Here is a 21,389-nt window from a genome sequence, read left to right on the forward strand (position 1 = left end):
CGGCGGCCGCACACAGGGACGAACGGCCCTGCCGGACGCCGCTCGGCGGCCCGGGCTAGCGCGCGCCGGCGAGGCCGTCGTCGTCGGCCGGCCGGTCGGTGCCGCGCTCCAGCGCTTCCTCCTCGGCCTCGGCCTCCATGACGTGCGCCTCGCCGGCGACCGTGGCTGCGGCATCCCCGTGCGACCGGCCGTACAGCTCCTCGGCGCGGCCCAGCAGTTCCTCGGCCTTGGCCTTCGCCTTGTCAAAGATGCTCATGCGCTCATCCTCCGGTGCGGTCAGCCGCCGGCAAACGGGGGGAGCACGTCCACCACCGCTCCGGGGGACAGCGGGGCGGTCCGGTCGCGTGCCTGGGCGCCGTCGATCAGGAACGAGCAGGCGGTCAGCACGCGCTCGAGCCGTTCGCCGTGGTCGGCGACGATCTGCCCGACGAGCTGGTCGAGACTGGCCGCCTCGCGGGCCTCGGTGCCGGTGCCGGCGGCGGCCCGGGCCCCGGCGAAGTAGCGCACGGTGACGGGAGGCACGGCACTCATCCCCCGATCGCCGACATCGGCCGGGACGGTTGCAGGAAGCTCGGGTCGTCGATGCCGTGGCCGGGCAGCTTGCCGAGGGTGGCGATCCGCCAGCGGTCGGCCAGCTCCTCGTCGGAGGCGCCGTCGCGCATGGCGGTGCGGAGGTCGGACTCCTCGCGGGCGAACAGACAGTTGCGGATCTGCCCGTCGGCGGTGAGCCGGGTGCGGTCGCAGGTGCCGCAGAAGGACCGCGTGACCGAGGCGATGACGCCCACCGTCCCCGGGCCGCCGTCGACCAGCCACCGCTCCGCGGGCGCCGAGCCGCGCGCCTCGGTGTCCGGCGTGAGCGTGTGCGCCGCGGACAGCCGCTCCAGGATGTCCTCGGCGGTGACCATCTCGCCCCGCGTCCAGGCGTGGTGGGCGTCCAGCGGCATCTGCTCGATGAACCGCAGCTGGTAGCCCTGCTCCAGGCAGAAGTCCAGCAGCGGGACGGCGTCGGCCTCGTTCATGCCCCGCATGAGCACGGCGTTGACCTTGACCGGGGTGAGCCCCGCGCGCTGGGCGGCGGCGAGACCGGCCAGCACGTCGTCGAGCCGGTCGCGGTGGGTGAGCTGCTTGAACCGGTCGCGGTCGAGGGTGTCCAGGCTGACGTTGATGCGGTCCAGCCCGGCCTCGGCCAGCGCGGGGGCCACGCGGGCCAGGCCGATGGCGTTCGTGGTGAGGCTGACCTCGGGCCGGGGGCGCAGCGCGGTCGCCGCCGCGACGATGCCGACCAGGCCGGGGCGCAGCAGCGGCTCCCCACCGGTGAAGCGGACCTCGCGGATGCCGAGCTGCTCCACGCCGATGCGGACCAGCCGGGCGATCTCGTCGTCGGTCAGCACCTCGACCTTGGGCAGCCAGTCCAGCCCCTCGGGCGGCATGCAGTAGCTGCAGCGCAGGTTGCAGCGGTCGGTCAGCGAGACCCGCAGGTCGGTGGCCGTGCGGCCGTACCGGTCCACGAGCCCGACACCGCCCGGGGCGGCGGCCACGGCAGGGCGCACGCGCGGATCCGGTAGCGGGCTGCTCGTCATCACCTCAATGTAGTGGCGGTCCCGGGTTGCCGGCGGATCCGGCCGCTGCTGTCATGGCCACGTGCTCACCTCGGACGATGCCCTGCGGCTGTGTGCCGCCGCCTGCCGGTCCGCCACCGACCTCGGGGTGCCGATGTCCATCGCGGTGATGGATCCCGGAGGGCACCTGATCGCGCTGGTGCGCATGGATGGCGCCCCGTGGATCAGCGCCGACGTCGCGCAGGGGAAAGCGTGGACCTCCGCCGCGTACGGGGTCCCGAGCGCGGCGCAGAAGGAGAAGATGATGCCCATGCCGGCTTTCGCCGCGGCCATCACGACCGTGACCGGCGGGCGGTTCACCCCCCAGACCGGTGCCGTCCCCGTGTACCGGGGCAGGACACTGCTCGGCGCCGTCGGCGCCAGTGGGGGCACCGGCGACCAGGACGAGGCGGTGTGCGCCGCGGCGGTGCAGGCCGCCGGGTTCGCCACCGCCTGAGCGTCCGCACCGGGGCCTCCCCGGCCGGCGTGGGGCGGCGGGCGACGGGGACGGTGCCACAATGGGTGCCGTGGCGGAGGGTCCGTCCGGCACCGTGCAGTCGGTCAACCGGGCGTTGTTGCTGCTCGAACTCCTCGCGCAGGGCGGGGGTCGGCTGCCCGTGTCCGAACTCGCCCAGCGCAGTGGCCTGTCGTTGGGCACCGCCCACCGGCTGTTGGCGACCCTCGCCGCGCGTGGCTACGTGCGCCAGGACCACGACCGCCGGTACGCGCTGGGAGCGGCGCTGCTCCCGCTGGGAGATGCCACCCGGCGGCTGCTCAGCAGTTGGGCGCTGCCGTTCCTGTCCGAGCTGGCGCAGGACTGCGGCGAGACGGTCAATCTCGCCGTCCTCGAGGACGACCACGTCGTCTACGTCGCGCAGGCGCCGGGGCGCCATCGGATGCGGATGTTCACCCAGGTGGGCCGCCGGGTGCTCCCGCACAGCACCGCCGTGGGCAAGGTGCTGCTCGCCTGGCACGAGGAGGATCAGCTCGGCCGGGTGATCTTCCGGCTGGGGATGCCGCGGCACACCTCGCACACCCTGACCAGCCTGGGGGCCTTCCGGGCGGAGCTGGCGGCGGTCCGGGAGCGAGGTTGGGCCGTCGACGACGAGGAGCAGGAGCTGGGCGTGCGATGCCTGGCGGTGCCGGTCGGTCCGGGCGCTGACGCAGTTGCGGCGCTGTCGGTGTCGGCTCCCGCCAGTCGCCTGGACCACGGCCAGCCCGAGGTCGTGCAGGCGCTCCACCGGACCGCCGATCAGCTCGCCCGCGCCTGGCTGCGGCACACGCCGGGCGGAGGCCGGCGGGTTTCCGAGTAGCGGAAAGGGTTTTCCGGAAGGGATGGCGCGGGCGCCGGGCGGTGCATCAGAGTGCGTCCACCGCCCATGCACTCGGCGCTGGTACCGCCGCCGTAGCAACCGAGGAGAACCTCCCATGAGCAGTGCCCCCCACGTCCCTGGCGTCGAGGTCCGGGGGGAGTGGCGCGACGGCTACGAGCAGGTGCTGACGACCGAGTCGCTGGAGCTGATCGCCCGGCTGCACCGCGAGTTCGAGCCTCGCCGGCAGGAGCGGCTGCGGGCCCGGCAGGAGCGGCTCCGGGACCTCGCCGCCGGCGGCACGCTGGGCTTCCTGCCCGAGACCGCGCACATCCGTGCGGACGACTCGTGGCGGGTGGCCGACCCGGCACCCGGTCTGGTCGACCGCCGGGTGGAGATGACCGGCCCGACCGACCGCAAGATGACCATCAATGCGCTGAACTCCGGCGCCAGGTGCTGGCTGGCCGACCAGGAGGACGCCAACTCCCCGCTGTGGGAGAACGTCGTCAACGGGCCGCTGAACCTGATGGACTCCATCGACGGCACGCTCCAGTTCACCAGCCCCGAGGGCAAGGAGTACCGCGTCCGCGACGACGTCCAGCTGCCCACGATCATCGTCCGCCCGCGCGGCTGGCACCTGCCCGAGAAGCACATCACCGTCGACGGCGAGCAGACCTCCGGCAGCCTGGTCGACTTCGCGCTCTACCTGGCCAGCTGCGGGCGGAAGCAGGTCGACCGCGGCCAGGGGCCCTACTTCTACCTGCCGAAGATGGAGAGCCACCTCGAGGCGCGGCTGTGGAACGACGTGTTCGTCCTGGCTCAGGAGCACCTCGGCATCCCGCGTGGCACCATCCGCGCCACTTGCCTGATCGAGACCTATCCCGCGGCGTTCGAGATGGAGGAGATCCTCTTCGAGCTCCGCGAGCACTCCGCCGGGCTGAACGCCGGCCGCTGGGACTACATGTTCAGCGTCATCAAGACCTTCCGGACCCGGGGCGGGGACTTCACTCTCCCCGACCGCAACTCGGTCACGATGACCGTCCCGTTCATGCGGGCCTACACCGAGCTGCTGGTGCGCACATGCCACAAGCGCGGGGCGCACGCCATCGGCGGCATGTCGGCCTTCATCCCCTCGAAGGACCCGGCGAAGAACGAGTTCGCGTTCAACAAGATCACCGAGGACAAGACCCGTGAGGCCAACGACGGCTTCGACGGCTCCTGGGTCGCCCACCCCGGCATGGTCGCGACCGCGATGGACGTGTTCGACAAGGTCCTCGGCGACAAGCCCAACCAGCTGGACAAGAAGCGTGAGGACGTGCGGGTCGCTGCCGAGCAGCTGCTCGACGTGCGCTCCACCCCCGGGGAGGTCACCGAGGCCGGCCTGCGGGCCAACGTCAGCGTCGGCATCCAGTACCTGGAGTCCTGGCTGCGCGGCCAGGGCGCGGCCGGCATCAACGGCCTGATGGAGGATGCCGCCACGGCGGAGATCAGCCGAAGCCAGGTGTGGCAGTGGCTGCACAACGACGTGCAGCTGTCGAACGGGGAGACGGTCACCCGCGAGCTGGTCGAGCGTCTCACCGACGAGGAGATGCAGGCCATCGAGCAGGCCCGCGGCGAGGCCTTCGCCTCCGGCCGCTGGGACGACGCCCGCGCGCTGTTCCTGGAGACCGCGGTGGCCGACGAGTACCAGGACTTCCTGACCCTGCCCGCCTACGAGCGGATGCCGTGACGCCATGACCGCCGTCGCCGAACCGTCGGTCTCCGACCTGACCGCCGCCCTGGCCGAACGGCTGCGGGCGACGGTCGGCACCGAGCGGGTGCTGACCGACCGGACCCAGACCCGGACCTACGAGTGCGACGGCCTGGCAAACTTCAAGGTCACGCCGGCGATCGTCGTCCTGGCCGAGAGCCGCCAGCACGTCGTCGACACGGTGCGGCTGTGCTCGCAAGCTCGCGTCCCGTTCGTCGCCCGCGGCTCGGGCACCGGCCTGTCCGGCGGCGCGCTGCCCAGCTCGGACGGCGTCCTGCTCGTGCTGTCCCGGCTGCGCTCTCTCGGCGCGGTCGACGCCGACAACCGTCAGGTGACCGTCGAGCCGGGCGTGATCAACCTGTGGGTGACCCGGGACGCAGCACCCTACGACCTCGCCTACGCACCGGACCCGTCGTCCCAGCTGGTGTGCTCGATCGGCGGGAACGTCGCCGAGAACGCCGGCGGTGCGCACTGCCTGAAGTACGGCTTCACGGTGAACCACGTGTTGGGCGCTGAGGTGGTGCTGCCCGATGGCGAGGTCGTGCACCTGGGCGGGCGCGCTCCCGAGCACCCCGGCTACGACCTGCTGGGCGCCTTCATCGGCAGCGAGGGCACCCTCGGGGTCGCGACCGAACTGACCCTTCGGCTGATCCGCGTCCCCGAGGCGGTGCAGACGATGCTCGTCGGGTACCGGTCGGTCGAGGACGCAGCCGGCACGGTCAGCGACATCATCGGGGCCGGCATCGTGCCCGCCGCCGTGGAGATGATGGACGCCCTGGCCATCGAGGCCGCCGAGGCGGCTGTCAACTGTGGCTACCCTGCGGGCGCCGTGGCGGTGCTGGTCATCGAGCTCGACGGTCCGCAGGTCGAGGTCGAGGCCCAGTTCCGGCAGGTCGAGGAGATCGCGCAGCGGCGCAACGCCTTCGAGGTCCGGATCGCGGCCGACGACGCGGAGCGGGCGCTGATGTGGAAGGGGCGCAAGTCGGCGTTCGCCGCCGTCGGCCGGATCAGCCCCTCCTACTACGTGCAGGACGGCGTCATCCCGCGGACCAAGCTGCCCGAGGTGTTGGCCGAGATGAAGCGCATGGCCGACGCGAAAGGCCTGCGCGTGGCCAACGTGTTCCATGCCGGGGACGGCAACCTGCACCCCCTGGTGCTCTTCGACGACGCGGTGGAGGGCCAGGCCCACGAGGCGGAGGAGCTGGCCGGGGCGATCCTGGAGCTCTGCATCACCTCCGGCGGCTCCATCACCGGCGAGCACGGGGTGGGCCAGGAGAAGCGCATGAAGATGGCCAAGCAGTTCACCCCCGAGGACCTCGACACCATGCAGCTGCTGCGCTGCGCCTTCGACCCCGACGGCATCGCCAATCCGGGCAAGGTCTTCCCGACCCCGCGGTTGTGCGGCGAGCGGCCCGGCGTCCGGAAGGGCGAGCACCCGGTGCAGGCGGCCGGGCTCGGCGAGGTCTTCTGATGAGCGGGCGTGCGAGCTCACCAATGGGTGGAGCACCGTCGGGCACGCGGCCGACGAGCGCCAGCGAGGAGGACTCGTGACCGCTGCCACCGAGATCCGCCGGGCCGGCGGTGCCGACGACGCCGTCGGTGGCGTCGTCCCGCAGGAGGTGGTCCGGCCGGCGACGGTCGATCAGGTCTCCGAGGTCCTGCGGGCCGCGGCGGCCGACGGGCGCACGGTCGTGCCGGTCGGGGGACGCAGCAAGCTGACGTGGGCCGCGCCGCCGGACTCCGCCGACCTGCTCCTGGACCTGACGGGTCTGGACCGGATCGTCGAGCACGTGGCCGGAGACCTCACCGTCGTGGCCGAGGCCGGGGTCCGCCTTCCCGACCTGCAGGCGCGGCTGGGCGAGGCCGGCCAGCTCCTCGGCCTCGACCCGCCCGAGGACGGCGCCACGCTGGGCGGGGTGGTCAGCGCCAACGCGTCGGGGCCGCGCCGGCTGCGGTACGGCACCACCCGGGACCTGCTCATCGGCATCACCGTCGTCCTGGCCGACGGCACCGTGGCGCACGCCGGCGGCAAGGTGGTCAAGAACGTCGCCGGGTATGACCTCGGCAAGGTGTTCACCGGGGCCCACGGGACGCTCGGCGCCGTCGCCTCCACCACCTGGCGGTTGCACCCGGTGCCGCCCGCGCGCCGGGTGGTCACCCTGGAGCTGCCTGACGTCGCGGCTGCCGGGCCGCTGTCGATCGCGCTGGCCCGCTCGACGCTGACCCCGTCGGCCGTGGAGCTGATCGGGCGCGCCGACGGCGCCGCCCGGCTGGTCGTGCTGTTCGAGTCGATCGCCGAGTCCGTCGATGCCCAGGCCGGCGCCGCCGTCGCGCTGCTCGGCGGTGGGGAGGAGTCCGACGACGTGCCGGAGGGCTTCGGCCGGCGGCCCGGCGGTGTCGACGACGTGCTGCTGCGGCTGGCCTACGCGCCGGCGGCCCTCGCGTCGGTGGTCGGGGCGCTCCCGGCCGGTACGGCGCTGGCCGCGCACGCCGCCACCGGGGTGTCCTACGCGGCGCTCCCGGCCGACGCGGCGGTCGAGGCGCTGCCCCGGCTGCGTGCCGCCCTGGCGCCGCACGACGGGACGGCGGTGCTGCTCCGCGCGCCGGACGACGTCCGGGACCGGCTGGACCACTGGGGCCCGGCCGGCGACTCGCTGGACCTCATGCGGCGGGTCAAGGAGAGGTTCGACCCCGAGCGGCAGATGTCGCCGGGCCGGTTCGTCGGAGGGCTGTAGATGACCGAGATCACCCCGGGCAGCACCGGCCACGGTGACTCGCCGCCGCCCGGTTCCCCCGGCGCCTCGGCGAACGTCAACCCGGTGCGCGACGGGCAGCGCGACCTGCCCGACGGTGCTGTCACCGGGGCCCAGCGCGCCGCCGACCAGGCGCCGGCCGAGGTCGTCGGGGCGCGCCGTCCGCTGGACATCGGCCAGGACATCGACCTGCCCGCCGGTACCGGGGCCGCCACCGTGGGCACCCCGACCCTGCTCGGCCTGCCCATGACGCGGCAGGCGGTGCAGCCGGCCTTCGACGAGCACCACCCGCCGGACCCCGCGCTCATCGGTGACTGCGTGCACTGCGGGTTCTGCCTGCCCACCTGCCCCACGTACGTGCTCTGGGGTGAGGAGATGGACAGCCCCCGCGGGCGCATCTACCTCATGAAGGAGGCGCTGGAGGGTGAGCCGCTCGACGACTCGATGGTCCGCCACTTCGACCAGTGCCTGGGCTGCATGGCCTGCGTGACGGCCTGCCCGTCCGGCGTCCAGTACGACAAGCTCATCGAGGCCACCCGCCCGCAGATCGAGCGACGGTACGAGCGGTCGCGGTCGGAGAAGCTCTACCGCGACCTGATCTACAACCTGTTCCCCTATCCGAAGCGGCTGCGCGCACTGCGCGGGCCGTTGCGCGCCTACCAGGCCAGCCGGCTCGGCAGCCTGCTCACCCGCGCAGGACTGATGCGCAAGCTCCCGGCACCCCTGCAGGCCATGGAGTCGCTCGCACCCAAGCTGGGCCCGGTGGAGCGCATTCCCGAGCGGACGCCGGCCGTGGGCGAGCGGCGGGCGGTCGTCGGGCTGCTGGCCGGCTGCGTGCAGGGCACGTTCTTCCCGGACGTGAACGCGGCGACCGTGCGGGTGCTGGCGGCCGAGGGTTGCGACGTCATCGCGCCCAGGCGCCAGGGCTGCTGCGGCGCGCTGCCCGGGCACGGCGGGCGCGAGCAGCAGGCGCTGGACTTCGCCAAGCGGACGATCGAGACCTTCGAACAGGCCGGGGTCGACTACGTCGTCGTGAACGCGGCCGGCTGCGGCTCGAACATCAAGGAGTACGGGCACCAGCTGCGCGACGAGCCGGAGTGGGCCGAGCGCGCCGAGACGCTGGCCCGGAAGTCACGGGACATCAGCGAGTTCGTCGTCGAGATGGGGCCGGTCGCCGAACGGCACCCGCTGCCCATGACCGTGGCCTACCAGGACGCCTGCCACCTCGCCCACGCGCAGGGCATCCGTGAGGAGCCGCGCCGGCTGCTGCGCGGCATCCCCGGCGTGGAGCTCAAGGCGCTCACCGAGGCCGAGCTGTGCTGCGGCAGCGCCGGCACCTACAACATGCTGCAGCCAGAACCGGCGCGGGAGCTGGGCGAGCGCAAGGCGGCGGCCGTGCTCGCCACCGGGGCGGACCTCATGGTGACGGCGAACCCCGGCTGCTGGATGCAGGTGGCCACGACGCTGGCCCGGATGGGGAAGCGGATGCCGGTCGCCCACACCGTCCAGGTGCTGGACGCCTCGATCCGCGGCGTCCCCGTCGAGGACGTGCTCGAACATGCACTCTCCGGGCCGGGCACCGCCCTGGCCCGACCGGCCGCACCCGCCCGCTGACCAGACGGAACCCGATCGAGAGGCGTCACCGTGGACAACCTCGCTGTGCTCAGCTTGCTGGCCCTGGCACCGATCGCGGTGGTCGGGATCCTCCTGGCCGGGCTCCGGTGGCCGGCGAAGTGGGCGATGCCGGTCGGATTCGTCGTCGTGGTCCTGGTGGCCCTACTGGTGTGGGGCATGTCGCCGACCGCGATCGCCGCCTCCGCCGTGCAGGGCCTCCTGGTGGCCGTGACGCTGCTCTACATCGTCTTCGGCGCCCTGCTGCTGCTCGAGACGCTGACCAAGAGCGGGGCGATGGCCACCATCCGCGCCGGGTTCACCAGCATCAGCCCGGACCGCCGGGTGCAGGCCATCATCGTCGGTTGGCTGTTCGGCAGCTTCATCGAAGGTGCCTCCGGGTTCGGTACACCGGCCGCCGTGGTGGCGCCGCTGATGCTGGCCCTGGGCTTCCCGGCGATGGCGGCGGTCATGGTCGGGCTGATCATCCAGAGCACCCCGGTGAGCTTCGGCGCGGTCGGGACGCCGATCCTGGTGGGCGTCAGCGGTGGGCTGGGCGGGGCCGCGCCGGTCGACGAGCGGCTCTCCGTGCTGGGCCTCGACCTGCCCGCGTACCTGGAGGTCATCGGCCTGCGGGTCTCGCTCCTGCACGCCACCATCGGCACGCTCATGCCGCTGATCCTCGCCTGCATGCTCACGGGCTTCTTCGGCGAGCGTAGGCGGTTCGCCGACGGGCTGGCCATCGCCCCGTTCGCCCTGTTCGCCGCCTTCGCCATGACCGTGCCCTACGTGCTGGTGGCCTGGCTCCTCGGGCCGGAGTTCCCCTCGCTGCTGGGCGGCCTGACCGGTCTGATCATCGTGATGTTCGCGTCGAGCCGGGGCTTCCTGATGCCCAAGCAGATCTGGGATTTCCCGCCCCGCCACCGCTGGGCGAGCAACTGGATGGGCAGCCTGCACCCCGAGGACGAGAAGGACGTCGCCGAGCGCCGGATGAACATCTGGCTCGCGTGGACGCCGTACGTCGTCGTCGCCGCCCTGCTGGTGCTGACCCGCACGGTCGACCCGCTGACCACGTTCCTGCGGGATGGCTGGCGGGTCCTCAGCGTGGAGAACATCTTCGGCGTGCAGGGCATCTCGCAGGCGCTGGAGTACCTGTACCTGCCGGGTTTCGTGTTCATCCTGACGTGCCTGATCACCTACGGTCTGCACCGGATGAACGGGCGGCAGATCGCGGCATCGTGGAAGGTGGCGGGCAGCCAGCTCGCGGGCGCGGCGGTCGCTCTCCTGTTCGCCCTGCCGCTGGTGCGGGTGTTCATCAACTCCGGTGACACCTACAACGACTCCGGGCTGGCGTCGATGCCGCTGGTCCTGGCCGAGGGGGCCGCGGCGCTCGCCGGTGACGCCTGGCCGGCCTTCGCCCCGTGGATCGGGGCCCTCGGCGCCTTCGTGGCCGGCAGCAACACGGTCAGCAACCTGATGTTCTCGCTGTTCCAGTTCTCCACCGCCGAGCAGATCGGCGTGGCTCCGGAGACCGTCGTCGCGACCCAGGCGGTCGGCGGCGCGGCGGGCAACATGATCACCGTGCACAACATCGTCGCCGCGTCCGCCACGGTCGGCCTGGTGGGCCGGGAGGGCGACCTGATCCGGAAGACGATCCTGCCGACGATCTACTACTGCCTCATGGCCGGTGGCCTGTCGCTGGTGGCGATCTACGGCTTGGGCGCGAACGTGAGCACCCTGTGGCTGGCGCTGCTGCTGGGCGCCCTGGTCGGACTGGTCCTGGCCATGCGCCGCTCACCGGGGAAGCCCAACCCCGAACTGGTCCCCGCCGGACACGGCGACGGCAGCGGCACCCAGGGGGACCCGAGCGCGCAGGGCACGGACCTGGGTCCGGACCCGACCGCCAAGCCCGGCGGTCGCTGAGCGGCTCGACGGCCGGCTGCGCGGCGACGCCCGCTGCGCAGCCGGCCCTTCGGTCACAGCTCGACGAGCACGAGCTCCAGCCGAGGAGGGCCGTGTGCACGCCCTCGACCCGCGACAACTCGATGTCGCTGGTGGCGGGCGGGCCGCTGATGAACGTCAGCGGTCGCAGGGGGACCAGCCGGGCCAGCCCCTGCGGGACGCTTCCCACCACCTGCTCGGTGCGGACCACGCAGACGTGCAGATCGGGCACGAGGATGAGGGCTCGGCGGCCCTGGTCGGCTGACGCGTCGAGGACGAGCGTGCCCGTCCCGGCGATCGCGACGGCGCATCCGGTGACGACCACCCCCGCCTGACCCAACGCCGTGACCTCCTCCCGGCGGCTCACGACCGCTCCCGGGCCCACCACTCGCGGAAGGTCTCGGAGGGCGGCACGGGCAGCTCGCGCCTGGCCGTCCAGCCGTCCAGGGGGAACGGCAGGGACGGCATCCGCCCTGACCGGCGGGCGAGGAGGCGGCCGAGCCGGCTGCTGCGCTGGGCGGTCGCCCACCGCCCGGCCGCGCCGGTGGCGTGCAGCCGGCGCGGACTGGTCCGTTGCTACCGTCGCGGTCGCCACCTCGAGAGCCCGGCGGAGCAACGAGCCCGCACTCGCCCGTGGTCAGGAAGCGCGAGAAGAACCGTGTCACCCCGCACCCTCTTGGGCCCGTACCGCAGGCTGTTCGCCGTCCCCGGCGCCTCGTCCTTCTCCCTCGCGGCCTGGCTGGGCCGCTTCCCGGCGCCGATGCTCGGCCTCGGCGCGGTCCTCCTCGTGGAGGGCGAGTCCGGCAGCTACGGCCTGGCCGGCGCGGTGTCGGGCACCCTGGCCCTGGCCTTCGCCGTGGCCGGTCCGCAGTGGGCCCGGGTGATGGACCTGCGCGGGCAGGGCGTCGTGCTGCGCGTGGCCCTGACCGCCACGCTGCTCACGGGCACCGCGTTCGTCGCCGCCGTCGTGGGCGGGGCGCCGCGCTGGAGCTGGTTCCTGCTCGCCGCGGCCACCGGCCTCAGCAGCCCCAACATCGGCTCGCTGGTGCGGGCGCGCTGGTCGGCCGTGCTCGACCCGGCCGGCCGGCAGACCGCTTACGCCTTCGAGGCGGTGGTCGACGAGGTGGTCTTCGTGCTCGGCCCGCCGCTCGTGACGCTGCTGGCGACCCTGATCGCGCCGCCGGTCGGGTTCATGACCGGGATCGTCCTCGGTGTGGTGGGCGGGTGGTGGCTGGCGGCCCAGCGTGCCACCGAGCCGCCGCTGCACCCCGTCGACCCCGGCGCGCCCAAGCGGCGAAGGTCGGTGCTCACCCCCACGCTGCTGGTCGTCGTCGTCACCTACATGGCGGTCGGCACCGTGTTCGGCGCGATCGACGTCGTCGTCGTCGGGTTCGCCGAGGAGGAGGGGGCACAGGCGTTCTCCGGCCTGGTGCTGGCGGTCTTCGCCCTCGGCAGCCTGTTCGCCGGGCTGGTCTACGGCCTGGCGAGGCTGCCCGGGACGCTGGTGTCCCGCTTCGTGGCCACGGCGGTCGCCTTCGGCCTGGCCGCGCAGCTGCTGTGGGGCGTCGGCTCGCTGGCGGTCCTGGTCGGCTGCGGCTTCCTCGCCGGGCTCACCATCGCGCCGGTGCTGGTGTCGGGGACGTCGCTGGTCGAGTCCCGCGTCGCCCAGGGCGTGCTCACCGAGTCGCTGGCCTGGACGATCACCGGCCTCACCCTAGGAGTCACCGCGGGCTCGGCGCTCGCGGGGGCGGCCGTGGATGCCTGGGGCGCCGAGGCGGCGTTCGCCGTCCCGGCCGGGGCCGCCGCCCTCGCGGGAGTGCTGGCGCTGGGCGGCACGGCGCTGATCGCCGAGCGCCGGGCGCCCGCGGAATTGGTTGAGGACCGCAGCACCGGGTAGGCGGAGCCCGGGTCGATCGTGCACGACCGATCGTGCGGTCCGCGGCCCCACCCCCCCCCGAACCGGAAGGACCAGCCTGTGGCTTCGGCAGTACCCACCCTCGACCTGAACAACGGCGTGCAGATCCCGCAGCTCGGCTTCGGGACCTACCAGGTCCCGCCGGAGGAGACCGCGGACGCCGTCTCCACCGCCCTCGAGGTCGGCTACCGGCACATCGACACCGCGGAGATGTACGGCAACGAGAAGGGCGTCGGCGAGGCCGTCGCGCGCTCCGGCGTCGACCGCGGTGAGATCTTCGTGACCAGCAAGCTGAACAACGGCTTCCACCGTCGCGACGACGCCCTGCGCGCCTTCGACCAGACCCTGGCCGAACTCGGGTTCGACCAGCTCGACCTGTTCCTCATCCACTGGCCGCTGCCGGGCATCGACGTCGACTTCGTCGAGACCTGGAAGGCCATGGAGGAGATCTACGCCAGCGGCCGCTGCCGGGCCATCGGCGTCTCCAACTTCCAGGAACACCACCTGCGGCGGCTGATCCAGGAGACCAGGACCAGGCCCGCGGTGAACCAGATCGAGGTGCACCCCTTCCTCGCCCAGGAGGCCCTCCGCGCCTTCAACGCCGAGCACGAGATCGTCACCGAGGCGTGGTCGCCCATCGCCCAGGGCAAGGTGCTCGACGACCCGGCGATCGTGGCGATCGCCGAGCGACTCGGCCGGACGCCCGCGCAGGTCGTGCTCCGCTGGCACATCGAGCGGGGCGACGTCGTCTTCCCCAAGTCCTCCTCGCGCGAGCGGATGGCGGAGAACTTCGCGCTGTTCGACTTCGAGCTGGATACCGGCGACCTGGCCACGCTGACCGGCCTGGACCGGGGCGAGCGCACCGGTCCCGACCCGGACACGTTCAACTACATCCCGGGCTGATCGCACGACGTCGGCGGCCGTCGTTCCCCGTGGGACGGCGGCCGCTGCCGTTCCCGCGGTCAGCGCCCGTGGCCAACGCGGAGTGGACGGGCGCGCCGTGGCTTGAATCCTTGGCAGATGGATACCGCGTATGCATACTTCGTATCCATGTCCATCCGACACGGTCTGCTCGCGCTCCTGCAGCGCGGTCCCAGCCATGGCTACCATCTCCGCGCCGAGTTCGACGCGGCCACCGGCGCCACCTGGCCCCTGAACGTCGGGCAGGTCTACTCGACGCTGGACCGGCTCGAGCGGGACGGTCTCGTCGTCCAGGACGGCGAGCCCGACAGCGACGGCCGGATCGCCTACCGGATCACCGACGTCGGGCAGGCCGAGCTGCGCGGCTGGTTCGCCTCCCCCGTGAGCGCGAAGAGCGCGCCGCGGGACGAGCTGGCGATCAAGCTCGCGCTGGCGGTCACGACGCCGGGCGTCGACGTGCTACGCGTGGTGCAGACCCAGCGCACCGCCACCATGGCCGGGCTCCAGGAGCTCACCCGGCTCAAGACGCGGGTCCCCGACGACGGGGAGCTGGCGTGGTCCCTGGTCCTGGACTCGCTCGTCTTCCGGGCGGAGGCCGAGATCCGCTGGCTGGACCACTGCGAGGCCCGCGTCGCCCGGGCGGCGGCCGAGCGACGCAGCGCCGCTCCCGAGCAGCCGGCACCGGCGACCGCGCCCCTGCCGAGCGGGAAGTGGGGACGGCGATGAGCGCGGCGGTGCTGCGGCTGTCCGGGGTGACCCGGGAGCACGGGCAGGGCGACGTCGTCGTCCAGGCCCTGCGCGGTGTCGACCTGGCCGTCCTCCCCGGCGAGCTGGTCGCCGTCATGGGGCCGTCGGGTTCGGGGAAGTCGACCCTGCTGCACCTGGCCGGTGGCCTGGACCGCCCGACGTCGGGGTCCGTCGTCGTCGAGGGCCGCGACCTCGCCACGCTCACGGCGGCCCAGGTCGCGGCCGTCCGCCGCCGCAGCGTCGGCTACGTCTTCCAGGACCTCAACCTGCTCCCGTCGCTGACCGCCGTGGAGAACGTGGCGCTGCCGCTGGAGCTGGACGGCGTCCGCGGCGGGATGGCCCGGCGCGCGGCGCGCGAGGCGCTGGACGAGGTGGGGGTGGGCGCACTGGCCGGGCGCTTCCCCGACGAGATGTCGGGCGGGCAGCAGCAGCGGGTGGCCATCGCCCGCGCGCTGGTCGGCCCGCGCCGGCTGCTGCTCGCCGACGAGCCCACCGGTGCCCTGGACTCGACCACCGGCGAGGAGGTGCTGCGGGTGCTGCGCGCCCGCTGCGAGGCCGGGGCCGCCGGGGTCCTGGTCACCCACGAGGCCCGGCACGCCGCCTGGGCCGACCGGGTCGTCTTCCTGCGCGACGGCGTCGTCGTCGACCAGAGCGGTCCGGCCGCGGCGGCGGAGTCGCTGCTGCCCGCCGGCGGCGTCGGGTGAGCGGCTGGCTGACGCGCTGGCGGCTGGCGCTGCGCATGGCCCGCCGCGACGCACGACGGCACCGGGGCCGCACCGCGCTGGTGCTGCTGATGGTGGGGCTGCCCGTCCTCGCCGTCGTCGGCGCCGACACCCTGCTGCGCACCTGGCAGATCAGCCCGGCGGAGGCGCTGCCGGCGACGCTGGGCGCGGCCGACGCGCGCATCGAGGGGGTCGCCCGGAGCCCGATCGAGGCCGATCCGCTCACCGGTGAGCCGCTGGTGTTCGAGCCGGACGAGGAGGCGGCGCCGTGGTCCGCAGCCGAGGTGCGCGGCCTGCTGCCGGACGGGGCGGAGGTCGTCGAGCGCACCGTGGGCCGGGTCGCCTACCGGGCCGGAGCCGGCTACGCCGACGTGCCCGCCTACGCCGACGACCTCGACCGGCCGATCAGGGACGGCGCGGTCGAGGTGGTCGAGGGGCGCGTCCCGTCGACGACCGACGAGGTCGCCGTGAGCGGGGCGGTGGCCGAGCGTGCCGGCGTCGCGGTCGGGCAGCCCCTCCGGGTGACGCCCGAGGACGTCCCCCTGACCGTCGTCGGGATCGTCGCGCCAGGCGCCGGTGCGCGGGACGACTTCGTCGTGGTGGCACCGGGGTCGGCGGACCTGCTGCGCTCGCGCAGCACCGAGTTCTACGCGTCGGTGCCCGGTGGGCTGGACTGGCCGGCCGTGCGGGAGCTCAACGCCGCGGGGCTGGCCGTCGTCTCCCGCGCCGTGGTGGCCGATCCGCCCGCGGAGCCGGAGTACCGGTCGGACGGCGGGACGAGTGGCCCGAACACCGCAGAGGTGGCGGTGCTCGCGCTGATCGTGGCCGGCATCCTGCTCGAGGTGGTGCTGCTCGCCGGGCCGGCGTTCGCGGTGGGTCTCCGGCGGCAGCGACGCGACCTGGCCCTGCTGGCCGCGGTCGGCGGGAGCCCCGCGGACCTGCAGCGGACCGTGCTCGCCTCCGGCGTGGTGCTCGGGGGCGGAGCGGCAGTCGGCGGCGCGCTGCTGGGCATCGGCCTGGCGTGGCTCGCTCTCCCGCTGGTCGCCGAGCGGGCCGACGTGCGCTTCGGCCCGTTCGACGTCGCGCCGCTCGACGTCCTCGCCGTCGTCGCCACCGGCCTGCTCGCCGGGCTCGCCGCCTCCGCCGTCCCGGCGACGCAGGCCGCCCGGACCGACGTCGTGCCGGCGCTCGCCGGACGCCGGGGGCAGGTCCGGACCTCCTGGCGGCTGCCGGTCGTCGGCCTGGTCGGCATCGCGGCGGGCGCGGTGCTCACCGTCCTCGGCGCGCAGGGCGGCGAGTTCGGCGTGGCCGCCGGCGCGGTGCTGCTCGTCGCCGGCACCGTCGTGGCGACGCCGTGGCTGGTCGGGCTGCTCGCCCCGCTGGCCCGGTGGCTGCCGGCCGCGGGGCTCATCGCCGTCCGCGACGCGACCCGCAACCGGACCCGCACCGCCTCCGCCGTCGCCGCCGTCCTGGCCACCGTCGCCGCGGTGACGACGATGGCCATCGGCAGCCAGAGCGACAGCACCCAGGCCCGCCGCGACTACGTCCCCCAGGCGCCGATGGGCGCGGCCGTGGTGACCGTCTTCCAGGCCGGCGAGGAAGCCTGGACCGCCGTCGAGGGGATCGTGGCCGAGCAGCTGCCCGGTCATCCGATCGGCCGCATCTGGAGCGTCGCCTACCTGGAGGCCGAGCCCCGCTCGCTGTCGCCGGTCCGGGCCGGCTGCACCGGCGGGCCGGGGGAGTGCCACTGGTTCCCCGAGGACGTGGCGTGGCTGCGGCCCACCTTCGGGGGCGAGGTCGTGGTGGCCGACGCCGGGACGGTCGCCGCGGCGGTGCCCGCCCCGTGGCGCGAGGAGGTGGCCGCGGCTCTCCGGGCGGAGCGGGCGGTGGTGTTCGGCAGCGGCGCGGTGGACGCGGCGGGCGAGGTCACGCTGCTGGGTTCCACGTGGAACGGCAGCTCGGACGAGGTCCTCGGGCGTGCGGCGCTGCCCGCCACCGAGATCTCGATCTCCTCGGGTGCCGAGCTCCAGGTGCCGTCGCTCGTGGTGGTCCCCCCTGCGCTGGCCGACCGGCTGCCGGTCCCGGTGACGACCACCGCGCTGGTGATCGGCGGCCCGGACGCCCCGGTCGGCCCGGCCGCGGAGGAACGGCTGGCCGAGGCGGTGCGCGCGGTGTCGGCCCAGGCGTCCGTGTACGTGGAGCGGGGCTGGACCGACGGGCTGGCCGTCGCGCGGCTGCTGCTCTTCGTCGTCGGCGGGGTGTTGGTGCTGGTGGCCACGCTGACCGCCACGGGGCTCGCGCTGGCAGACTCCCGACCCGATCTCGCGACACTCGCCGCGATCGGGGCCGCGCCGCGGACCCGACGGTTCATCGCGATGGGTTCGGCGGCGGTCATCGGCGTCGGCGGGGCGCTGCTCGGCCTGCTGGTGGGCGCCGGGCCGGGGATCGCGGTGGCCCATCCGTTGACCAGCAACGACTACGGGGCGGGCGCGAGGGCGGTGATCGACGTCCCCTGGCTGCTGCTCGGCGGAGTGGCCGTGGCGGTGCCGCTGCTCGCCGTCGCCGTCACCGGGCTGGTCGTCCGCTCCCGGCTGCCCATGGTCCGCCGCGTCGACGCCTGACCCACGTCCTCCCTCACCGTTCGGGGTCCTCACTCACCGTCGACCGCGAGGGAGGACCCTTGATGATCAGGAAACCTGATCATCAGGGGCAGGTCAGTCGGTCGTGACGAAGTCGATGAGCTCCTCGACCCGGCCGATCAGGGTGGGCTCCAGGTCGGTCCAGACCTTGACGCGGGCCAGGATGCGCTGCGCCCACACGTAGCCGGTGTCGTCCTCCCAGCCCAGCCGCTTGCACACGCCGGTCTTCCAGTCCTCGCCCTTCGGCACCGTCGGCCACGCCTTGATGCCGACGACGGAGGGCTTGACCGCCTGCCAGATGTCGATGAAGGGGTGCCCGACGACCAGCGCGTGGTCACCGGTGATCTGCGCGGCGATCCGCGACTCCTTGGAGCCGGTCACCAGGTGGTCGACGAGCACGCCGAGCCGCCGTCCGGAGGCGGGCCGGAACTCCCGCACGATGCCGGGCAGGTCGTCGACGCCGTGCAGCGGCTCGACCACCACGCCCTCGATCCGCAGATCGTGGCCCCACACCTTCTCCACCAGCTCCGCGTCGTGCTTGCCCTCGACGTAGATGCGGCCCTCTCGCGCGACACGGGCCCGGGCGCCGGCGACGTAGGTCGAGCCCGACGCGCTGCGCGTGGGCACCGACGGCGCGGCCGCCTTCGGCCGCACGAGCACGACCGGCCGGCCGTCGACCCAGAACCCGGGGCCGAGCGGGTAGCCGCGCACGCGCCCGTGGCGGTCCTCGAGGTGGACGACGTCCTTCTCGCACCGCACGACGGCACCCACGAAGCCCGAGCTCGGGTCCTCGACGACGAGGTGCTTCTCGGCTTCGACCTGAGGTGGCGGCTTCTTCTGGGTGCGGGGGTGGACGAGGTCGTCGTACGGCGAACGGGGAGGCACCCGACCATGCTGAGCGCGCTCGGGGCCGCCGCCGTGGAGACGCGCCGACCGGCGGACGGGACCGATCCCTGCCGACACGCCCGCAACGCGGCCGAGGACGCAGAGTCACGACATGTTGATCCGTTGAGCTGGCCAACCGTCAGGTCGATCGTGCGCCATCTGCTGGTCCGTGACCTGCGCAGACGCCGGACGGCGGCACCGGCCCGGGTCCGGGATCAGCTCCGCGGCGGCACGGGAGGGCCGGGCGGCGCAGTCGCCGATCCCGCCCGTTCCGTTTCACGCCCTTGATCCAGGTCACCCATCCGGAGGACGCACCGACCCCGAGCTCAGACAGGAGCGATACCGCATGATCGGCACCGACACCATCAGCCGCGTGATCGGCCAGGACGTGTACGACGAGGCCGGCGAGAAGATCGGCTCGGCCTCCGAGGTCTACCTGGACGACGAGACCGGCCAGCCCGAGTGGGTCACGGTCCGCACCGGGCTGTTCGGCACGAAGGAGTCCTTCGTCCCCATCCGCGACGCCGACCTCACCAACGACGGCGTTCGCGTAGCGGTCAGCAAGGCCCGCGTGAAGGACGCCCCGAAGATCGACACCGACGGGCACCTCTCCCCGCAGGAGGAGCAGGAGCTCTACCGCTACTACGGCCTCGGCGGGCAGACCACCCGCACCGAGACGGCCGGGATGACCGAGACGACCGGCAGGACCGAGACGACCGGCATGGCCGGGACCGCGGGCATGACCGAGACCACCGGTTTCGACGACCGGGGCACCGTCGGCCACGACACGTCCGGCCCCACCACGGACAACGCGATGACGCGCTCCGAGGAGCGCCTCAACGTGGGCACCCGCTCCGAAGAGGTCGGCCGCGCCCGGCTGCGCAAGTACGTCGTCAGCGAGAACGTGACCGAGACGGTCCCCGTGTCCCGCGAAGAGGTCCGGCTCGAGCGCGAGCCGATCACCGACGCCAACGTGGGCAACGCGATGGACGGCCCGGCCATCTCCGAGGAGGAGCACGAGGTCACGCTGCACGCCGAGCGCCCCGTCGCGGAGAAGGAGGCCGTGCCGGTCGAGCGGATCCGTCTGGACAAGACGACCGTCACCGACGAGGCGCAGGTGAACGAGACCGTCCGCAAGGAGCAGGTCGAGATGGAAGGCGGCGACGACACCCGTCGCATGTGATCGCCCCCGGCGCTGACGCCGGGAACCCATGACGGGCGGCGGACGGCCGAGCGACCACTCGGCCGTCCGCCGCCCTCTGCGGCCGCAGCGCTCAGTCGGCGAAGCAGGCGGTGAGCGCACCCACCATGTGCGGGACGTCGAGCGCCGACGTCAGCTCCCGGCAGGAGTGCATCGCCAGCATCGGGGCGCCGACGTCCACCGTGGCGATGCCCAGCCGCGTCGCCGTCAGCGGGCCGATGGTGCTGCCGCACGGAAGGTCCGCCCGGGTGACGAAGGCCTGGACCGGGACCCCGGCCTCCTCGCAGCGCTCGGTGAACCAGCCGCCGGTCGTGGCGTCGGTGGCGTAGGCCTGGTTGGCGTTGAGCTTGAGGACCGGGCCGCCGCCCAGCCGCGGCTGGTGCGCCGGCTCGTGCCGGTCGAACCGCGTCGGGTGCACCGCGTGCGCCATGTCCGAGGAGACCAGCACCGAGCGGGCGATCGCGCGCTGCGCGGCCTGCGGGTCGCCGGGGTCGGCCGCGGCGGCCAGCCGGGTGACGACGTCCTCCAGGAAGCTGCCGCGCGCCCCCGACATCGAGCCGCTGCCCACCTCCTCGTGGTCGTTGCAGACCAGCACCTGGGTGCGCTCGCCGGCCGGCGCGGCCAGCAGCGCGAGCAGCCCGGCGTGGCAGGAGGCCAGGTTGTCCAGCCGCGGCGCGGCCACCCAGGTCCCGTCGGCACCGGCGCGGGCGCTCGGCTGGGTGTCGGCCAGCACGAGGTCGTGCCCGACCACGTCACCCGGCGCCACCCCCGCGGCGTCGGCCAGCGCCGCCAGGAGACCCGGCTCCTCGTCCAGGTCCTGCGACCAGACCGGCACCAGGTGCCGCTGCGGGTCCAGCGTGAGCCCCTCGCGGACGGCGCGGTCGAGGTGGATCGCCAGCGACGGCAGCCGCAGCGGCGCCCCGGGCAGCCGCACCAGCGCCGTCCGGCCACCGCGGACGACCACCCGGCCGGCGACGGTCAGCTCACGGTCCAGCCAGGTGTGCCACAGCCCGCCGCCGTAGGGCTCCACGCCGACCAGCCGGTAGCCGGACTGCCGGACCTCGGACCGCGGGCGGACCTTGAAGGTGGGGGAGTCGGTGTGCGCGCCGACCAGGCGCAGCCCGGTCTCGGCCGGCGTCCCGCTGCCCAGCCGGAAGGCGACGATGCTGCCCTGCCGCACGACGAAGTGCCCGGCTCCCGGCGCCGGGGACCACGAGTCGGTCTCGGCCAGCTCGGTGAACCCGGTGGCCGTCAGCCGCCGGGCCAGCTCGGCCACGGCGTGCGACGGGGACGGGGAGGCGTCGACGAAGGCGCGGAGGTCGTCGCCGAGGGCGAGGGCGTCGGTGGCGGCGGTCGGCATGGGGGCATCGTCCCCTGCCGCCGTCCGCCTGCCCGC

The 21,389-nt window shown here is 73.9% G+C and carries 18 protein-coding genes and 1 pseudogene; 13 read left to right on the forward strand and 6 right to left on the reverse strand.

The window, feature by feature from the left end:
- Positions 1-55: 55 nt before the first annotated feature.
- Genes C5507_RS10595 through moaA form a run of 3 tightly spaced genes read right to left on the reverse strand, consistent with a single transcriptional unit; the run spans position 56 to position 1,580 of the window.
- Positions 56-256 (reverse strand): hypothetical protein, encoded by a 201-nt coding sequence (locus C5507_RS10595; protein ID WP_104528490.1) that lies wholly within the window; start codon positions 254-256, stop codon positions 56-58.
- Between the two features lie 20 nt (positions 257-276).
- A complete protein-coding gene (locus C5507_RS10600) occupies positions 277-522 on the reverse strand; it encodes a MoaD/ThiS family protein (RefSeq protein ID WP_242611228.1) in 246 nt (81 codons plus the stop codon).
- Between the two features lie 5 nt (positions 523-527).
- Positions 528-1,580, reverse strand: a complete 1,053-nt coding sequence (gene moaA, locus C5507_RS10605) for a GTP 3',8-cyclase MoaA (RefSeq protein WP_104528492.1) — start codon at positions 1,578-1,580, stop codon at positions 528-530.
- Between the two features lie 61 nt (positions 1,581-1,641).
- Here moaA and C5507_RS10610 point away from each other — a divergent pair, with 61 nt between their 5' ends.
- The 7 genes from C5507_RS10610 to C5507_RS10640 all read left to right on the forward strand — a co-directional run bounded on the left by C5507_RS10610 (position 1,642) and on the right by C5507_RS10640 (position 10,945).
- Entirely contained in the window at positions 1,642-2,055 is a 414-nt protein-coding gene (locus C5507_RS10610) for a GlcG/HbpS family heme-binding protein (RefSeq protein WP_104528493.1), read from the forward strand.
- A gap of 61 nt (positions 2,056-2,116) precedes the next feature.
- Positions 2,117-2,911: an IclR family transcriptional regulator gene (locus C5507_RS10615; RefSeq protein WP_104528494.1), complete on the forward strand. Its 795-nt coding sequence runs from the start codon at positions 2,117-2,119 to the stop codon at positions 2,909-2,911.
- A gap of 115 nt (positions 2,912-3,026) precedes the next feature.
- Positions 3,027-4,637 (forward strand): malate synthase A, encoded by a 1,611-nt coding sequence (aceB, locus tag C5507_RS10620; protein ID WP_104528495.1) that lies wholly within the window; start codon positions 3,027-3,029, stop codon positions 4,635-4,637.
- A 4-nt stretch (positions 4,638-4,641) separates the two neighbouring features.
- Positions 4,642-6,129 (forward strand): FAD-linked oxidase C-terminal domain-containing protein, encoded by a 1,488-nt coding sequence (locus tag C5507_RS10625; protein ID WP_104528496.1) that lies wholly within the window; start codon positions 4,642-4,644, stop codon positions 6,127-6,129.
- Positions 6,130-6,205: 76 nt separating this feature from the next.
- Positions 6,206-7,393 carry an FAD-binding oxidoreductase gene (locus C5507_RS10630; protein ID WP_207225873.1) on the forward strand — a complete coding sequence of 396 codons (1,188 nt, stop codon included), beginning with the start codon at positions 6,206-6,208 and terminating at the stop codon, positions 7,391-7,393.
- Positions 7,394-9,025, forward strand: coding sequence for a glycolate oxidase subunit GlcF (gene glcF, locus C5507_RS10635; protein ID WP_207225872.1), 1,632 nt, complete (start codon positions 7,394-7,396; stop codon positions 9,023-9,025).
- Between the two features lie 30 nt (positions 9,026-9,055).
- Complete coding sequence (locus C5507_RS10640) at positions 9,056-10,945, forward strand: L-lactate permease (RefSeq protein WP_104528497.1); 1,890 nt, start codon at positions 9,056-9,058, stop codon at positions 10,943-10,945.
- A 151-nt stretch (positions 10,946-11,096) separates the two neighbouring features.
- Here the strand turns inward: C5507_RS10640 and C5507_RS23405 are convergent.
- A pseudogene (locus C5507_RS23405) lies at positions 11,097-11,558 on the reverse strand (LUD domain-containing protein); the annotation flags it as partial.
- 63 nt (positions 11,559-11,621) lie between these two features.
- Between C5507_RS23405 and C5507_RS10650 the strand changes: the two are divergent.
- From C5507_RS10650 to C5507_RS10670, 5 genes are all read left to right on the forward strand, one after another.
- Positions 11,622-12,860, forward strand: coding sequence for an MFS transporter (locus C5507_RS10650; RefSeq protein ID WP_104528498.1), 1,239 nt, complete (start codon positions 11,622-11,624; stop codon positions 12,858-12,860).
- Positions 12,861-12,938: 78 nt separating this feature from the next.
- Positions 12,939-13,781, forward strand: coding sequence for an aldo/keto reductase (locus tag C5507_RS10655; protein ID WP_104528499.1), 843 nt, complete (start codon positions 12,939-12,941; stop codon positions 13,779-13,781).
- A 147-nt stretch (positions 13,782-13,928) separates the two neighbouring features.
- Positions 13,929-14,525, forward strand: a complete 597-nt coding sequence (locus tag C5507_RS10660; protein ID WP_104528500.1) for a PadR family transcriptional regulator — start codon at positions 13,929-13,931, stop codon at positions 14,523-14,525.
- The gene (locus C5507_RS10665; protein ID WP_104528534.1) at positions 14,522-15,250 is read left to right on the forward strand and encodes an ABC transporter ATP-binding protein; all 729 of its coding nucleotides are present in this window, start codon (positions 14,522-14,524) and stop codon (positions 15,248-15,250) included. Before C5507_RS10660 ends, C5507_RS10665 begins: the two co-directional genes overlap by 4 nt.
- Positions 15,247-17,889: an ABC transporter permease gene (locus C5507_RS10670; protein WP_104528501.1), complete on the forward strand. Its 2,643-nt coding sequence runs from the start codon at positions 15,247-15,249 to the stop codon at positions 17,887-17,889. The genes C5507_RS10665 and C5507_RS10670 overlap by 4 nt, the downstream gene beginning before the upstream one ends.
- A gap of 93 nt (positions 17,890-17,982) precedes the next feature.
- On the opposite strand, the gene C5507_RS10675 is transcribed toward C5507_RS10670, so the two are convergent.
- Positions 17,983-18,792, reverse strand: coding sequence for a DUF3097 domain-containing protein (locus C5507_RS10675; protein WP_104528502.1), 810 nt, complete (start codon positions 18,790-18,792; stop codon positions 17,983-17,985).
- 346 nt (positions 18,793-19,138) lie between these two features.
- Between C5507_RS10675 and C5507_RS10680 the strand changes: the two genes are divergently transcribed.
- On the forward strand, positions 19,139-19,975 hold the full coding sequence (locus C5507_RS10680; RefSeq protein ID WP_104528503.1) for a DUF2382 domain-containing protein: 837 nt from the start codon (positions 19,139-19,141) through the stop codon (positions 19,973-19,975).
- Between the two features lie 91 nt (positions 19,976-20,066).
- Here C5507_RS10680 and C5507_RS10685 read toward each other — a convergent pair whose 3' ends face one another.
- Positions 20,067-21,353 (reverse strand): M18 family aminopeptidase, encoded by a 1,287-nt coding sequence (locus C5507_RS10685; protein ID WP_104528504.1) that lies wholly within the window; start codon positions 21,351-21,353, stop codon positions 20,067-20,069.
- Positions 21,354-21,389 lie beyond the last annotated feature (36 nt).

It is taken from the genome of Blastococcus saxobsidens, from assembly GCF_002938435.1.
GTDB lineage: Bacteria > Actinomycetota > Actinomycetes > Mycobacteriales > Geodermatophilaceae > Blastococcus > Blastococcus saxobsidens.

Bases quoted from the DNA above. Each gene is read 5' to 3' on its own strand.
- C5507_RS10595 (WP_104528490.1), bottom strand. From the start codon at position 256: ATGAGCATCTTTGACAAGGCGAAGGCCAAGGCCGAGGAACTGCTGGGC.
- moaA (WP_104528492.1), bottom strand. From the start codon at position 1,580: ATGACGAGCAGCCCGCTACCGGATCCGCGCGTGCGCCCTGCCGTGGCC.
- C5507_RS10615 (WP_104528494.1), top strand. From the start codon at position 2,117: ATGGGTGCCGTGGCGGAGGGTCCGTCCGGCACCGTGCAGTCGGTCAAC.
- aceB (WP_104528495.1), top strand. From the start codon at position 3,027: ATGAGCAGTGCCCCCCACGTCCCTGGCGTCGAGGTCCGGGGGGAGTGG.
- C5507_RS10625 (WP_104528496.1), top strand. From the start codon at position 4,642: ATGACCGCCGTCGCCGAACCGTCGGTCTCCGACCTGACCGCCGCCCTG.
- glcF (WP_207225872.1), top strand. From the start codon at position 7,394: ATGACCGAGATCACCCCGGGCAGCACCGGCCACGGTGACTCGCCGCCG.
- C5507_RS10660 (WP_104528500.1), top strand. From the start codon at position 13,929: ATGTCCATCCGACACGGTCTGCTCGCGCTCCTGCAGCGCGGTCCCAGC.
- C5507_RS10665 (WP_104528534.1), top strand. From the start codon at position 14,522: ATGAGCGCGGCGGTGCTGCGGCTGTCCGGGGTGACCCGGGAGCACGGG.
- C5507_RS10680 (WP_104528503.1), top strand. From the start codon at position 19,139: ATGATCGGCACCGACACCATCAGCCGCGTGATCGGCCAGGACGTGTAC.
- C5507_RS10685 (WP_104528504.1), bottom strand. From the start codon at position 21,353: ATGCCGACCGCCGCCACCGACGCCCTCGCCCTCGGCGACGACCTCCGC.